At 64.9% G+C, this 12,783-nt stretch carries 14 protein-coding genes and 1 pseudogene; 10 read left to right on the top strand and 5 right to left on the bottom strand.

Features of this window, described 5'->3' with window-relative positions; translation table 11 throughout:
• Positions 1-358 precede the first annotated feature (358 nt).
• Complete coding sequence (locus BM118_RS34350; protein WP_092191640.1) at positions 359-910, bottom strand: cytochrome b; 552 nt, start codon at positions 908-910, stop codon at positions 359-361.
• A gap of 173 nt (positions 911-1,083) precedes the next feature.
• Between BM118_RS34350 and murI the strand changes: the two genes are divergently transcribed.
• The 8 genes and pseudogenes from murI to BM118_RS34390 all read left to right on the top strand — a co-directional run bounded on the left by murI (position 1,084) and on the right by BM118_RS34390 (position 6,694).
• Positions 1,084-1,881, top strand: coding sequence for a glutamate racemase (gene murI / locus BM118_RS34355; RefSeq protein WP_092191642.1), 798 nt, complete (start codon positions 1,084-1,086; stop codon positions 1,879-1,881).
• Positions 1,882-1,942: 61 nt separating this feature from the next.
• Positions 1,943-2,716, top strand: coding sequence for an HpcH/HpaI aldolase family protein (locus BM118_RS34360; RefSeq protein ID WP_092191644.1), 774 nt, complete (start codon positions 1,943-1,945; stop codon positions 2,714-2,716).
• 69 nt (positions 2,717-2,785) lie between these two features.
• Positions 2,786-3,170 (top strand): annotated as a pseudogene (locus tag BM118_RS34365) (cupin domain-containing protein).
• A 106-nt stretch (positions 3,171-3,276) separates the two neighbouring features.
• Positions 3,277-4,044 (top strand): acyltransferase, encoded by a 768-nt coding sequence (locus tag BM118_RS34370; RefSeq protein ID WP_092191646.1) that lies wholly within the window; start codon positions 3,277-3,279, stop codon positions 4,042-4,044.
• Positions 4,045-4,347: 303 nt separating this feature from the next.
• A complete protein-coding gene (gene rpsD / locus BM118_RS34375) occupies positions 4,348-4,965 on the top strand; it encodes a 30S ribosomal protein S4 (RefSeq protein WP_092191648.1) in 618 nt (205 codons plus the stop codon).
• 115 nt (positions 4,966-5,080) lie between these two features.
• Positions 5,081-5,308, top strand: a complete 228-nt coding sequence (locus BM118_RS34380; protein ID WP_028147480.1) for a hypothetical protein — start codon at positions 5,081-5,083, stop codon at positions 5,306-5,308.
• Entirely contained in the window at positions 5,305-5,589 is a 285-nt protein-coding gene (locus BM118_RS34385) for a type II toxin-antitoxin system RelE/ParE family toxin (protein ID WP_244550304.1), read from the top strand. The genes BM118_RS34380 and BM118_RS34385 overlap by 4 nt, the downstream gene beginning before the upstream one ends.
• A gap of 37 nt (positions 5,590-5,626) precedes the next feature.
• Positions 5,627-6,694, top strand: a complete 1,068-nt coding sequence (locus BM118_RS34390; protein WP_092191652.1) for a threonine aldolase family protein — start codon at positions 5,627-5,629, stop codon at positions 6,692-6,694.
• 62 nt (positions 6,695-6,756) lie between these two features.
• On the opposite strand, the gene BM118_RS34395 is transcribed toward BM118_RS34390, so the two are convergent.
• Genes BM118_RS34395 through grxD form a run of 4 tightly spaced genes read right to left on the bottom strand, consistent with a single transcriptional unit; the run spans position 6,757 to position 10,217 of the window.
• Positions 6,757-8,022 (bottom strand): serine hydrolase domain-containing protein, encoded by a 1,266-nt coding sequence (locus tag BM118_RS34395; RefSeq protein WP_092191654.1) that lies wholly within the window; start codon positions 8,020-8,022, stop codon positions 6,757-6,759.
• Positions 8,003-9,289 (bottom strand): serine hydrolase domain-containing protein, encoded by a 1,287-nt coding sequence (locus BM118_RS34400; protein WP_177234952.1) that lies wholly within the window; start codon positions 9,287-9,289, stop codon positions 8,003-8,005. Before BM118_RS34400 ends, BM118_RS34395 begins: the two co-directional genes overlap by 20 nt.
• Before the next feature lie 46 nt (positions 9,290-9,335).
• Positions 9,336-9,887, bottom strand: coding sequence for an O-acetyl-ADP-ribose deacetylase (locus BM118_RS34405; RefSeq protein ID WP_092191656.1), 552 nt, complete (start codon positions 9,885-9,887; stop codon positions 9,336-9,338).
• A gap of 3 nt (positions 9,888-9,890) precedes the next feature.
• A complete protein-coding gene (grxD, locus tag BM118_RS34410; protein ID WP_027548651.1) occupies positions 9,891-10,217 on the bottom strand; it encodes a Grx4 family monothiol glutaredoxin in 327 nt (108 codons plus the stop codon).
• Between the two features lie 240 nt (positions 10,218-10,457).
• Here grxD and egtB point away from each other — a divergent pair, with 240 nt between their 5' ends.
• Positions 10,458-11,756 carry an ergothioneine biosynthesis protein EgtB gene (egtB, locus tag BM118_RS34415; protein ID WP_177234977.1) on the top strand — a complete coding sequence of 433 codons (1,299 nt, stop codon included), beginning with the start codon at positions 10,458-10,460 and terminating at the stop codon, positions 11,754-11,756.
• Between the two features lie 50 nt (positions 11,757-11,806).
• A complete protein-coding gene (egtD, locus tag BM118_RS34420; RefSeq protein WP_177234953.1) occupies positions 11,807-12,778 on the top strand; it encodes an L-histidine N(alpha)-methyltransferase in 972 nt (323 codons plus the stop codon).
• Positions 12,779-12,783 lie beyond the last annotated feature (5 nt).

Below are 12,783 nucleotides of genomic sequence, written 5' to 3' on the forward strand. Positions count from 1 at the left end.
CTGTTCGAGTACCTCCTCTACTACAACAACCACAGACCCCATCAGGCCTTGGCAGGACAAACTCCCAAGGCCTTCGCCGCTACCAAGACCACCGCGATCCAATCAGCGAATTATTGAACATCGACAATTGCGAGCCAACGGGGCCGCGCTGCGCGCGGACCCGTTGGCTCGCAATGACGATGTGGAGAGTGCATGCCCCGCACTTTCCTCTCGTGCCCCGGACGCAGCGCAGCGTCACTTCGACGGTGCGCTGCAGAGCCGGGGCCCATGCGGCCGAGAGCAAGCCACGCGATGTGGGTCCGGCTCTGCGCAGCAACGCTAAGAGGCGTTGCAGCGCGTCCGGGACATAAGACCGCCCCTACCCCGCCTCGTCCGTCACCATCCGTGCGACCACGCGATCGCGGCGGATGAAGTGGTGCCAGAGGGCGGCGACGACGTGAACCGCGATCAGGGCGAGCAGCACATAGGCAAAGAGGATGTGGCGGTCCTCATAGGCGCGCGCGGCTTCGCGATCGGGAGAGGTGAATTGCGGCACGTGAAACAGGCCGAAGAAGTCCGAATAATCAGGCGCGTGCGCGCCGGAATGCGCCCAGCCGAGCATGATGACGACAATGACGGCAAGATAAAGCGCGCCATGGCTGATGCGGGCGGCGAGCTTCTGCCAGGGCCGGCTGTCGGCCGGCAGCGCCGGCGTCGGGTTGATGACGCGCCAGACCAGGCGCAGCACGGTGAGCAGCAGGATCACGTAACCGATATCGGCATGGATCGAGCGGTAGAAGTAGCGGTCGGGACGCGCAGGGATGTGATTCATCCACCAGCCGAAGCCGATCATGCCGAGGATCGCCAGCGCCAAAATCCAGTGCAGCCACCGGGCAATGCTGCCCCAGCCGTTACCGGTATTTCTGATCATGTCGGCTCCCCGGAATTTTGCGGATATGACCCTGCCCGCAGCGCAGCATGGCTGCTGATAGCGGGAACGTGCGGCAATGGCGAAATTGAATCGTTCCAAATTGGCGCCAGGCGCCCCCGCCGCAAAACCGCCCCAAAAACCGAATGGTAACCATGACGCCTTAAGGTAACGACGTGACAGACTCTCGGACGATCCTGGTGTTCGATTCCGGCCTTGGAGGGCTCACGGTGCTCCGTGAGGTCGTGGCCGCGCGCCCGGACGCGCATTACGTCTATGTCGCCGACGACGCCTTCTTCCCCTACGGCCACCACAGCGAGGACGAGATCATCGCCCGCGTCGTGCCGCTGATGGGCGAACTGATCGGCACGCATGATCCTGACCTCGTCGTCATCGCCTGCAATACGGCGTCCACCCTGGTCCTATCTCACCTGCGCGCCGCTTATTCCCTGCCCTTCGTCGGCACGGTGCCGGCGATCAAGCCGGCCTGTGCGCAGTCGAGGACCCGGCGCGTCTCGGTGCTCGGCACCAAGGGCACGGTGAAGCGCGAATACACCAAGGCCCTCATCCGCGACTTCGCGCAGGGCTGCGAGGTCACGCTGGTCGGCTCGCCCGAGCTCGCCTCGCTCGCCGAAGCCGAACTCGGCGGCACCCCGATCAGCGATGGCGACATCCTCGCCGAGCTTGCCCCCTGCTTCGTCGGCGATGCCCAGGACACGACATCGCGCACCGATACGGTGGTGTTGGCCTGCACACATTATCCGCTGCTGCTCGACCGGATGAAAAAGCTGGCGCCCTGGCCGGTCGAGTGGATCGATCCTGCGCCCGCGATCGCCCGCCGCGTCTCTGACCTGCTCGGCGCGCGGATCGGCGGCATCGCGCAGTCCGGCGCCGAGATGATCTTCACCTCGAACCGCGTGCATGGCCTTTCGGCCACGCTGACGCCGTTCTTCGGCGGCCGCGCGCTGGCCTGACCTTGCGCCGCGACGGCGCGCTGCTAGGCTTCGCCGTCGCCATCTTCGCAGGTTCATCCCCATGCCGGTCCCCGCAACGCCGCTCAATCGCCTCCGCCAATTGTGGAGCGAGGGGCGCCCCGCCTTCGGTGCGATCGCGACGATACCCAGCGTGCAGACCGTGCAGATTATGGCGCGCTCGCTCGACTGGATCATCGTCGATCTCGAGCACGGGCCGATCGGGCTCACCGAAGCGCATGCGATGATCGCCGCCACGACCGGCACGCCATGCACGCCGCTGGTGCGGATCGCGGCGAACGAGCCGTGGCTTGCGAAAGCGCCGATGGACATCGGCGCCTTCGGCATCAATTTTCCGATGATCACGAACCGCGCGGAGGCGGAGAAAGCGGTGCGCAGCGTACGCTATCCGCCGCGCGGCGATCGTCTCTGGGGTCCCTTCCACGCGCCATTCCGCTGGGGCCAGTCGATGCCGGACTACATGGCCGGCGCCGACGACGAGATGATCTGCATGATCACCATCGAGCATGTCGACGCCGTCAACCGCATCGACGAGATCATGGCCACGCCAGGCATCGACGTCGCGGTGATCGGCCCCGGCGATCTCGCCACCTCCATCAACAAGCGCGGCCAGATGGACGATCCGGAGCTGCGCGAGCTGGTCGCCCGCGCCGAGGCCGGCATCCTCAGGAGCGGCGTGCCGATCGGCGGCGTCGCCCGCACCGCCGACCAGGCCAACGCCCTGGTCGACCGCGGCTACCGCGCCATCGCGCTCGGCTTCGACTGGTCGCTATTCCAGCGCGGCATCATGGCCGCGTTCGAGGGCATCAAGCGCTGAACGCGCCGATTGCCACCTTGCCGGGAACTGCCGCGCTGCTAGGGTCGGCCGTTCTAGGGAGGAAAAACCATGCTCAAAAAGACTTTGCTCGTTCTGGCCTTCACCGGCCTCGCCGTCGCTGCTTTCGCCCAGCAGACCGGCATCAAGCGCACTCCGCTCCAGAAGGTCGAATTTCCGGACGGCTACAACACCATCACCGCCATCGCGGAAGTGCCGGCGGGCGGCGCGGCCGGACGCCATACCCCATCCGGGCATCGAGACCGGCTATGTGCTCGAAGGCGAACTCAATCTCCTGATCGACGGGCAGCCGGAAAAAACCCTGAAAGCCGGCGATTCCTATCAGATCCCGGCAGGCGTCGTGCATGACGCCAAAGCCCACGGCGACAAGGCCATGAAAGTGCTTGGAGTTTACGTCGTCGACAAGACCAAGCCGCTGGCCTCGCCAGCCCCCTGATGCGGCGAACCGACCGGCCCCAAGCGGGTTGGTTCGTGCTAGAGCAGGCGGCGAGCGGGAACCCCGCTCGCTGCACATATTTTAATCCTCGGGAACCGAAAGACCCATGCGCGGGACGCCAAAGACCATTTCGCTGCCGCGCCGCCTGATTTGCGACCTCATGCGCGCCTCGATGGGCGTGCCCTTCGTCTCGCTGTCCCGTTCGCTCAATATCCGCCCCCTGCTGGAGGCTCGCTCTGGCGCGATGGCGCCCGCCGGCTGGGCGGCGATCTTCGTCAAGGCCTTCGCCCTGGTGGCCAGGGACGAGCCGGTTCTGCGCACCGTCTACGCCAAATGGCCCTGGCCGATGCTCTACGAGCTGCCGAAGAGCGTGGCGCTGGTGGCCATCGCGCGGGTCGAGGACGGCGAGGAATGCGTGCTGCCGCAGCGAATCGCAGCCCCCGAGGCCCTTCCCCTGGCCGCGGTCGACGCCGAGATCCGGCGCGGCAAGACGGCGCCGATCGACGACGTCCCCATGTTCCGCAAGATCATGCGGGCAACCCGCCTGCCGCTGCCGCTGCGGCGCCTGTCCTGGGCGATCGGGCTCAATTTCGGCCGGCAGCGCGGCAATTGGTTCGGCAGCTTCGCGGTGAGCTCGGTGGCCGCCTATGGCGGCGGCGAGCTGCATCCCGTCACGCCCGGCCCGTTCATCGTCAGCTATGGGGTTGTCGAGCCCGACCAGACCATCCACGTCGTCATCCGCTGGGACCACCGGGTCACCGACGCCGCCCCCATCGCCCGGGTCCTGACCCGGCTGGAACAGGTCCTGAACACTGAAATCGCTGCCGAATTGCGGGCGGCCGGCCCGAAGCCGATTCGGGCGGTGGGCACGTAGAATACCGTCGTTCCGGGGCGGCTCGCAGAGCCGAACCCGGAACCTCGATATTCTCAGGGTGCGCAAATGCGCACCATAGTTCGATGCCAGCGCATCGCCCCGGAATGACCGGTGTAAAGAATTGACAGAACGGCCCAAACTCCCCTAAAAGCCGCCTGCTCGCGGGCCGATTTCGGCCCGCGAAGCGTTTCGCGACCCGTGGTCCTGTCTCCTATGCTTTGGGGATCGGACCTGTCGGTGCCGGGATCATCCCGTCACACAGGAGGGCGCGTTTCCTCAAACCATGTACCTGAAGAGGACGCGATGACTAAGCGCAGTGAGGCGAAATACAAGATCGATCGCCGTATGGGCCAGAACATCTGGGGCCGCCCGAAGAGCCCCGTGAACCGCCGCGAATACGGCCCCGGCCAGCACGGCCAGCGCCGCAAGGGCAAGCTCTCCGACTTCGGCGTGCAGCTCCGCGCCAAGCAGAAGCTGAAGGGCTACTACGCCAACATTTCCGAGCGCCAGTTCCACGGCATCTATGTCGAGGCGAGCCGCCTCAAGGGTGACACCGGCGAGAACCTGATCGGCCTCCTGGAGCGTCGTCTCGACGCGGTCGTGTACCGCGCCAAGTTCGTCTCGACGATCTTCGCCGCGCGCCAGTTCATCAACCACGGCCACATCAAGGTGAACGGCCGCAAGGTCAACATCTCGAGCTACCAGCTCAAGGTCGGCGACGTGATCGAGGTCAAGGAAGCCTCCAAGCAGCTCGCCCACGTCCTCGAAGCCAGCCAGCTCCCCGAGCGCGACACCCCCGACTATCTCGACGTCGACCACGGCAAGATGACCGCCAAGTACATCCGCATCCCCGGCCTCTCCGACGTGCCGTTCCCGGTGCAGATGGAGCCGCATCTGGTCGTCGAATTCTATTCGCGCTGATAGTTTCGGCAGATCGACATTCAAAGGCCCCGGTTCACCGGGGCCTTTTTGTTTGAGCCGGCGATTCCCATGTCTCAAGCCATCTGTGCTATGATTGCACATCGCGGAGTTGAGCATGACTCGTCTTCTGGAAGAGGCCTTCAGCAAGGTTTCCGGCCTGCCCGATTCAGAGCAGGACGAACTGGCGCGGACCCTGCTTGAGCTTGCCGGGGTCGATCAGCCACCAATCCAGCTGACGGCGGCGGAAGAGGCAGATCTCGCCGAGGCCGAAGCCGAAATCGCCCGCGGCGAGCTGGCCAGCGCCGACGAAGTCCGCGCGATGTGGGCCAAGCACGGGCTGTGAAGGTCCGTTACACGAAGCGGGCGCTCGCCCAGATCGACCAAATTCTGACCTACATCGAGGCGCGCTCGCCCCAAGGCGCAGGCCACGTGCGCGACCGTATTGTCGCTCTGATGGCATTGCTCGAGAACCATCCCTACGCAGGGCGAACGACCACGCGTGCATACGTCCGTCGCTTGCCGGTCAACCCTTATCCCTATCTGATCGATTATCGTGTGACCGAGACAGAAATCGTTATTATGCGGTTTCGTCACGCCGCCCGGCGTCCACCCAGAGCTCGCTGACCGCGAGCGAGTGCCATTCCCCTCAGGGAGCAAGTTGATGCTCTACACCCCTCCCCCGATCGATCCCAAGGCGCCGCCGGTGCGCATCAATCTGCTGTCGGACACGCAGACCAGGCCGACGGCTGCGATGCGCGAGGCGATGGCGCGGGCCGAGGTCGGCGACGAGCAGGTCGGTGACGATCCGACCGTGAACGCGCTGTGCGAGCGCGTTGCGGATCTGCTCGGCAAGGAGGCCGCCGTCTACATGCCCTCGGGCACGATGTGCAACGTCACCGCGACGCTGGTGCATTGCCGTCCCGGCGACGAGATCCTCGCGCACGAGACCGCGCACATCATCGCCCGCGAGGGCGGCGCGCATGCCGCGATCGGCGGCTTCCAGGTCACGCAGCTCAAGGGCGCCGACGGCCAGTTCACGCCGGAGACGTTCCGCAAGGCGCTGCATCCGCGCACGCGCTACCAGCCGCCGCAGACCGTCGTCAGCGTCGAGCAGACCGCCAATATCGGCGGCGGCACGATCTGGAAGAAGGCCGCGCTCGATGAGATCGTCGCGATCGCCAGGCAACATGGTCTCGTCACCCACATGGACGGCGCGCGCCTGCTCAACGCCACGGTGGCGAGCGGCATCTCTCCACGCGACATGACCGCAGGCTGGGACTCGGCCTGGATCGACTTCTCCAAGGGCCTGGGTGCGCCGATCGGCGGCGTGCTCGCGGGCTCGCGGGCCTTCATCGACGCGGTCTGGCAGTGGAAGCAGCGCCTCGGCGGCTCGATGCGGCAAGCCGGAATCTGCGCCGCCGCCTGCATCTACGCGCTCGACCACCACGTCGACCGCCTCGCCGACGACCACGCCAATGCGCGTGCGCTCGCCCGCGGATTGTCGCAGATCGCAGGCATCGAGGTGCAGGAGCCCGAGACCAATCTCGTGTTCTTCAAGCCCGACGGCGCCGGCGTCCCTGGTGACAAGATGGTCGCCGCGCTCCGTCAGCGCGGCGTGACGCTTGCGATGATGGACGGCCGTATCCGCGCCTGCACCCATCTCGACGTCAATGCGAGCCAGATCGAGGAGACGATCGGCTACGTGCGCGAGATCGTGCGCGGGGCGTAAGTCCCGTAGCCCGGACGGAGCGAAGAGAAATCCGGGCTACGCAATCCGCGAAGCAATCACGCTCACCGCCCCATCGCCGCATAGACCAGCCGCTTCAGTTCGTCCTGGATCGGGCCGCGCCGCGAGGGCGACTGCATCATGCAGATCACGAACATGTCGTCGGCGGGATCGATGAAGAAGAAGGTGCCGCCTACACCGTCCCAACGATATTCGCCGGCCGGAAGCGGGCCGTTCGCCACGGTGCGCACGGCAAAGCCGAGACCAAAGCTGCTATCGCGACCCGGAAAGTAGAATTCCGGATCCTTCCTCACACCGGTCTCCGCGCCGATCTGGCTCGACGCCATCAGCGTCACCGTCTCACGCCTGAGATAGCGATGGCCGTCGAGCTCGCCGCCACTCAGCAGCATCTGCGCAAAGCGCGCATAGTCTCGAATCGTGCCGACCATACCCGCGCCGCCGGATTCCCAACGATGCGGCGCGGTCGCCTCCGTAATGCCGGCGACGGGACGATCGAACCAGTCGCCGGGCAAAGGCTCGGCGATCAGCGGCCGCTTGGCATCGTCGGCGACGTAGAACGCCGTATCCCGCATTCCCAGGGGATCGAGCAGCCGCTCCTTTTCGAATCGATAGAGCGATAGACCCGTGGCAACCTCGATGACACGCCCGAGCACGTCAGTGGAATGGCCATAGTCCCACAGCGTCGCCGGTTGTTCGGCCAGCGGCAGCCGTGCGAGCCGCGCGACGAATTGGGCATTGTCGGGATCGCCGTCGAACAGAGCGGCTTGCGCATAGAGCTTGCGCACAGGACTGTCGCCATAGAAGCCGTAGGTGATGCCCGAGGTATGGCGGAGCAGGTCGCGCACCGTGATCGGCCGCGCCAGCGGCTGGAGCGCCAGTTCGCCATCGGCCTGCGCAACGCCGACCTTCACATCGGCAAAGGCCGGAATGTATTTCGCGACAGCATCGTCGAGCGCGAGCTTGCCATCGTCCACCAGCATCATCGCCGCTACCGAGGTGATCGGTTTCGACATCGAATAGAGGCGGAAGATGGTGTCATCCGTCATCGGCTGCGCCGTCTTCGTATCGCGCAGACCGAACGTCTCGGAGAGCACGGGCTTGCCGTGCTGCTGGATCAGCAGGACCGCGCCGGGAATCCGGCCGGCGGCGACCTCGCCACGAAGAAAAGCGCTGATGCGCGCGAGCCCCGCAGTCGAGAAGCTGTGGGCAATCGAGGCATCAGCGCGGACCGGACCCGCCGCACCGACCAGCAGGACAAAAGCGATAGCGAGGACGGCGCGGGTGAGCGCCTCACTTCTCCATGGCTTCATAAACCAACTGCTTCAGTGTCCGCTGCACGCGCTGGCGCTCGGTCGGGGTCTGCTCCAGCAGCACGAAGAACATGTCCTGCTTAGGGTCGACCACGAAATAGCAGCCGGAGGCGCCGTCCCACTTCAATTCCCCGAGATCGCCGGGCGGCGGCGGCTTGGCATTGCCGGGGTCGGTGCGGACGGCAAGGCCGAGACCGAAGCCGAAACCGTCGCCGGGGAAGTAGAAATAGTCGCGGTCGACGCCGGAGCCCGGGCCGACCTGATCGGTCGTCATCAGCTTGAACGTCTCGGGCTTGAGAATGGTCTTGCCGTCGAGGCTGCCGCCATTGAGCAGCATCTGCGTAAAGCGCGCATAGTCCGCCATGGTCGTGACCATGCCGCCGCTGGCGAACTGGATTTTCTTGACGACCGTCGGATCGTTGATCCGGCCGACGCGAAAATCGGCATCATTCGGCACCGGCTGCGCCAGCAGCTTCTGCTTCTCGGGGTCGGTGACGAAGAATCCGGTGTCGACCATGCCGAGCGGATCGAGCAGCTTCTCCCGCTCGATCTCGAGAAGCGGCTTGCCGGTCGCGATCTCCATCACGCGCGCGAGGATGTCGGTGGAGTGGCCGTATTGCCATAGCGCGCCCGGCTGGTTGTGCAGCGGCAGCTTGGCGATGCGTTCGGCGAACTCGGCGAGGTCGAAATCGCCGGCATAGATGTTGGCGTCGCGATAGGCCTTGCGGACCAGGCTGTCGCCATAGAAGCCATAGGTGACGCCGGACGTGTGGCGCATCAGGTCGAGCACCGTCATCGGCCGCGTCGGCGGCACCAGCTCGAGCGACTTGGTGCCGTCCTCGGCTTTCTTCTCGACGCCGACCTTCACGTTGGCGAAGGACGGAATGTATTTCGAGACGGGATCGTCGAGCTTGATCTTGCCGTCCTCGATCAGCCGCACCGCGACGACGGACGTGATCGCCTTGCTCATCGAGAACAGGCGGAAAATCGTCTTGTCGGTGATCGGCGCCTTGCTGACCACGTCCTGCACGCCGAAGGCTTCGTGGTAGACCGGCTTGCCGTGCTGCTGGATCAGCACGGTTGCGCCGGCGATCTTGCCGGTTGCGACCTCGTTCTTGAAGAACTCGCTGATCCTCAAGAGCTTGTCCTCATTGAAATGCGCGCCGGCCGAAATCTCGTAGGTGCCCTCTGCCCGTGCGAACGACATCGCCCCGAGCGACACAAGCGCGCCGCAGGCGAGCGCACGCAGTCCAGATTGTGAAATCATATCCCCTCCCCGTAACATGGCCGGGCGGAGTGTACTGACCGCGTCATCAGGCACAAGGGCTGCCGTGTCGCGCAAGCGCGTCGGCATGGAGCCTGGCGCTCGGCCCGGCAAAGCAGCAGAACACCACGCGCACAACGGATGGCGCGACAGCGAGCCCTTCGATCGTGGTGCGCACCGCGATATCCGCCGCCCGGTCCGCGGGAAAGCGGAAAATGCCGGTCGAGATCGCGGGAAATGCCACCGAGGTCAGCTTGTGCTTCCCGCACAGCTCCATCGAACGGCGATAGCAGGCGGCGAGCAGATCGTCTTCGTCCAGCGTGCCGCCATTCCAGACCGGACCGACGGTATGGATCACGTGCGCGGCCTTGAGCCGATAGCCCTTGGTGATCTTGGCGTCGCCGGTCTTGCAGCCGTGGAGCATCCGGCATTCGGCGACCAGATCGGGCCCGGCGGCCCGATGGATCGCCCCATCGACGCCGCCCCCGCCCAGGAGCGACGTGTTGGCGGCGTTGACGATGGCGTCAACGCTCAGTGTCGTGATGTCGGCAACGATGACCTCGAGCTCCGCGCCGCCAATCCGGCGCGACAGCGCGGTCACGCCTCAGGCCGCGACTGCGACGCCCTTCTCGGAGAGGAGCTGCTGCAATTCGCCGGCCTGGAACATCTCGCGGACGATGTCGCAGCCGCCGACGAATTCGCCCTTCACATAGAGCTGCGGAATGGTCGGCCAGTTGGAGAAGGTCTTGATGCCGTTGCGCAGTTCTGCGGATTCGAGGACGTTGAGGCCCTTATAGCCAACGCCGAGGTGGTCGAGGATCTGCACGACCTGGCCGGAGAAACCGCACTGCGGAAATTGCGGCGTGCCCTTCATGAACAGAACCACGTCGTTCGACTTCACTTCGTTGGCGATGAATTCCTCGATGCTCATATCCATGTCCTTCTGGGGCGGAGCCCTCAACAATCACTCCGGGCCGGCTCAGCCGATTTAACCCGATACCTGCCTATATATGTAGCCCAAACCGTTGTGCATCCAAAGTAAAATGGCGGCGAACACCCCCTCGGCGGCCGGTCCAGATGGCACCGGCCCCATTGCATGATGACACGAATATCATCACCGGGGAGGACTTTCATACCGTAACGGAGCCCCTATCTAGGACGAACCTTGGTTTTGGAACCGGGCAACGCCAACAACGTTCTCTTGTCCTGTCTGGAGAAAAACGTGACGAAACAAGCCTCCGCTACGGCCACCGCCCCGCTTTCGTCACCGTCCTCCGCCCCAGGCAAGCTCGCCCTGTGGCTGGAAGACGCCTTTCTCGCCGTCCGCAACGAGACCGAGGGCCGGGCCGCGCCGCTGTCGCCGGAGGACCAGCAGATCCAGTCCATGCCGGATGCAAGCCCCGCGAAATGGCACCGGGCCCACACCACCTGGTTCTGGGAGCAATTTCTGCTCGGCGAGCACTGTCCGGGCTACCGGCCCTTCCACCCCGATTTCGCGTTCCTGTTCAATTCCTATTATGTCAGCGCCGGCCCGCGTCATGCCCGGAATCACCGCGGCGACATCACCCGTCCCAGCGCGAACGAGGTCGGCGCCTATCGCAGATATGTCGATGCGGCGGTCGTGAAATTCTTCCGCGAGGCCGGCGAGGACAAGCTCCGTGCCATCGCGCCACTGGTCGAGGTCGGGCTCAATCACGAGCAGCAGCATCAGGAATTGATGTTCACCGACATCCTGCACGCCTTTGCGCAGAACCCGGTCTATCCGGCCTACGACCCGGACTGGCGCTTTCCGTCCGCGACGCGCACCGGCGATGACTGGCTGCCCCTCAACGAAGGCATCCACACCGTCGGCCACGTCGACGACAGCTTCCATTTCGACAACGAGAAGCCGGCCCATCGCGCCCTCGTCGGCCCGGTCAAGGTCGCGCGCAATCTCGTCACCAATGGCGAATGGCTCGCCTTCATGCGCGACGGTGGCTACGCGAACGCAACGCTGTGGCTGATGGACGGCTTTGCCACTGTCAGCAAGGAAGACTGGCAGGCTCCGGGCCATTGGCGCGAGGTCGAGGGCGCCTGGCAGGTGATGACGCTCGCCGGCCTCAAGCCGGTCGATCCCGACGCCCCCGTCTGCCACGTCAGCTATTACGAGGCCGATGCGTTCGCGCGCTGGGCCGGAAAGCATCTGCCGACAGAGATGGAATGGGAGGTCGCGGCCCGCGCCGGCCAGCTCAACGATGCCTTCGGGATCGTCTGGCAGTGGACGCGATCTTCCTATTCGCCCTACCCGGGTTACCGCGCCATCGAAGGCGCGCTCGGCGAATACAACGGCAAGTTCATGGTCAACCAGCTGGTGCTGCGCGGCTCCTCGCTTGCAACCCCGGAGGGGCACAGCCGTATCACCTATCGTAACTTCTTCTATCCGCACCACCGCTGGCAATTCACGGGATTGCGGCTCGCCGATTACAACTAGTTCTCATCCGACGACAAATGCGCGCCGGACAGCGCGTTCAGGAGAGTATCATGAATGTGCACGCCAGCGCTTTGGCCGAAGCCCATCTTCCCGACGAGCAGACGACCGCCTTTGCCCGCGAGGCCATCGAGGATTTGTCGCAGCAGCCGAAAAAGCTGTCGCCAAAGTATTTCTACGATGCGACCGGATCGGAATTGTTCGAGGCGATCACGCGCCTGCCCGAATATTATCCGACGCGCACCGAGCTTGCGATCCTGAAGGAGCGCGGCAGCGAGATCGCAAAGATCATTCCCGAGCATGCGGCGCTGGTCGAGTTCGGCGCGGGCGCGACCACGAAGGTCCGCCTGCTGCTGAACCACTGCAAGTTCGCGGCCTATGTGCCCGTCGACATCTCCGGCGACTTCCTGAAGGCGCAGGCGAACGGCCTGAAGCGCGACTTCCCGACGCTCGGCATCTATCCGGTGGCGGCCGACTTCACCACGTCGTTCGAGCTGCCCAGGGCGGTCGCGTCAATGCCCAAGGTCGGTTTCTTTCCGGGCTCGACCATCGGCAATTTCGAGCCGCATGAAGCCCAGGCCTTCCTGAAGAGCGCGCGCGCGATTCTCGGCCGGGGCGCGCAGATGATCATCGGCGCCGACCTCGAGAAGGACGAGCGCGTGCTCCACGACGCCTACAACGATGCGGCCGGCGTCACCGCGCGCTTCAACCTCAATGTGCTGGTCCGGATCAACCGCGAGCTCGGCGGCAATTTCGACCTCTCCGCCTTCACCCATCGCGCCATCTACAATCGCGAGCGGCACCGCATCGAAATGCACCTGATCAGCAAGAAGAGCCAGACCGTGCGCCTGCTCGGCACCAGCTTCTCGTTCCGCCCCGGTGAGAGCATTCACACCGAGAACAGCTACAAATACAGCCTCGGGCGTTTTGCTGCGCTGGCGCAAGGCGCGGGCTGGCGCGTGCGCGAGAGCTGGACGGACGCGGCCAGGATGTTCTCGGTGCATGCGCTGGAGGCGGCGGAGTAGACGTC

The organism is Bradyrhizobium sp. cf659 (assembly GCF_900113725.1).
In the GTDB taxonomy this organism is placed as follows: Bacteria; Pseudomonadota; Alphaproteobacteria; order Rhizobiales; family Xanthobacteraceae; genus Bradyrhizobium.

Excerpts from the sequence above, each read along its gene's own strand:
- BM118_RS34350 (WP_092191640.1), bottom strand. The coding sequence starts at position 910 with ATGATCAGAAATACCGGTAACGGCTGGGGCAGCATTGCCCGGTGGCTG.
- BM118_RS34360 (WP_092191644.1), top strand. The coding sequence starts at position 1,943 with ATGCCGGTCCCCGCAACGCCGCTCAATCGCCTCCGCCAATTGTGGAGC.
- BM118_RS34370 (WP_092191646.1), top strand. The coding sequence starts at position 3,277 with ATGCGCGGGACGCCAAAGACCATTTCGCTGCCGCGCCGCCTGATTTGC.
- rpsD (WP_092191648.1), top strand. The coding sequence starts at position 4,348 with ATGACTAAGCGCAGTGAGGCGAAATACAAGATCGATCGCCGTATGGGC.
- BM118_RS34380 (WP_028147480.1), top strand. The coding sequence starts at position 5,081 with ATGACTCGTCTTCTGGAAGAGGCCTTCAGCAAGGTTTCCGGCCTGCCC.
- BM118_RS34390 (WP_092191652.1), top strand. The coding sequence starts at position 5,627 with ATGCTCTACACCCCTCCCCCGATCGATCCCAAGGCGCCGCCGGTGCGC.
- BM118_RS34395 (WP_092191654.1), bottom strand. The coding sequence starts at position 8,022 with ATGAAGCCATGGAGAAGTGAGGCGCTCACCCGCGCCGTCCTCGCTATC.
- BM118_RS34400 (WP_177234952.1), bottom strand. The coding sequence starts at position 9,289 with ATGATTTCACAATCTGGACTGCGTGCGCTCGCCTGCGGCGCGCTTGTG.
- grxD (WP_027548651.1), bottom strand. The coding sequence starts at position 10,217 with ATGAGCATCGAGGAATTCATCGCCAACGAAGTGAAGTCGAACGACGTG.
- egtD (WP_177234953.1), top strand. The coding sequence starts at position 11,807 with ATGAATGTGCACGCCAGCGCTTTGGCCGAAGCCCATCTTCCCGACGAG.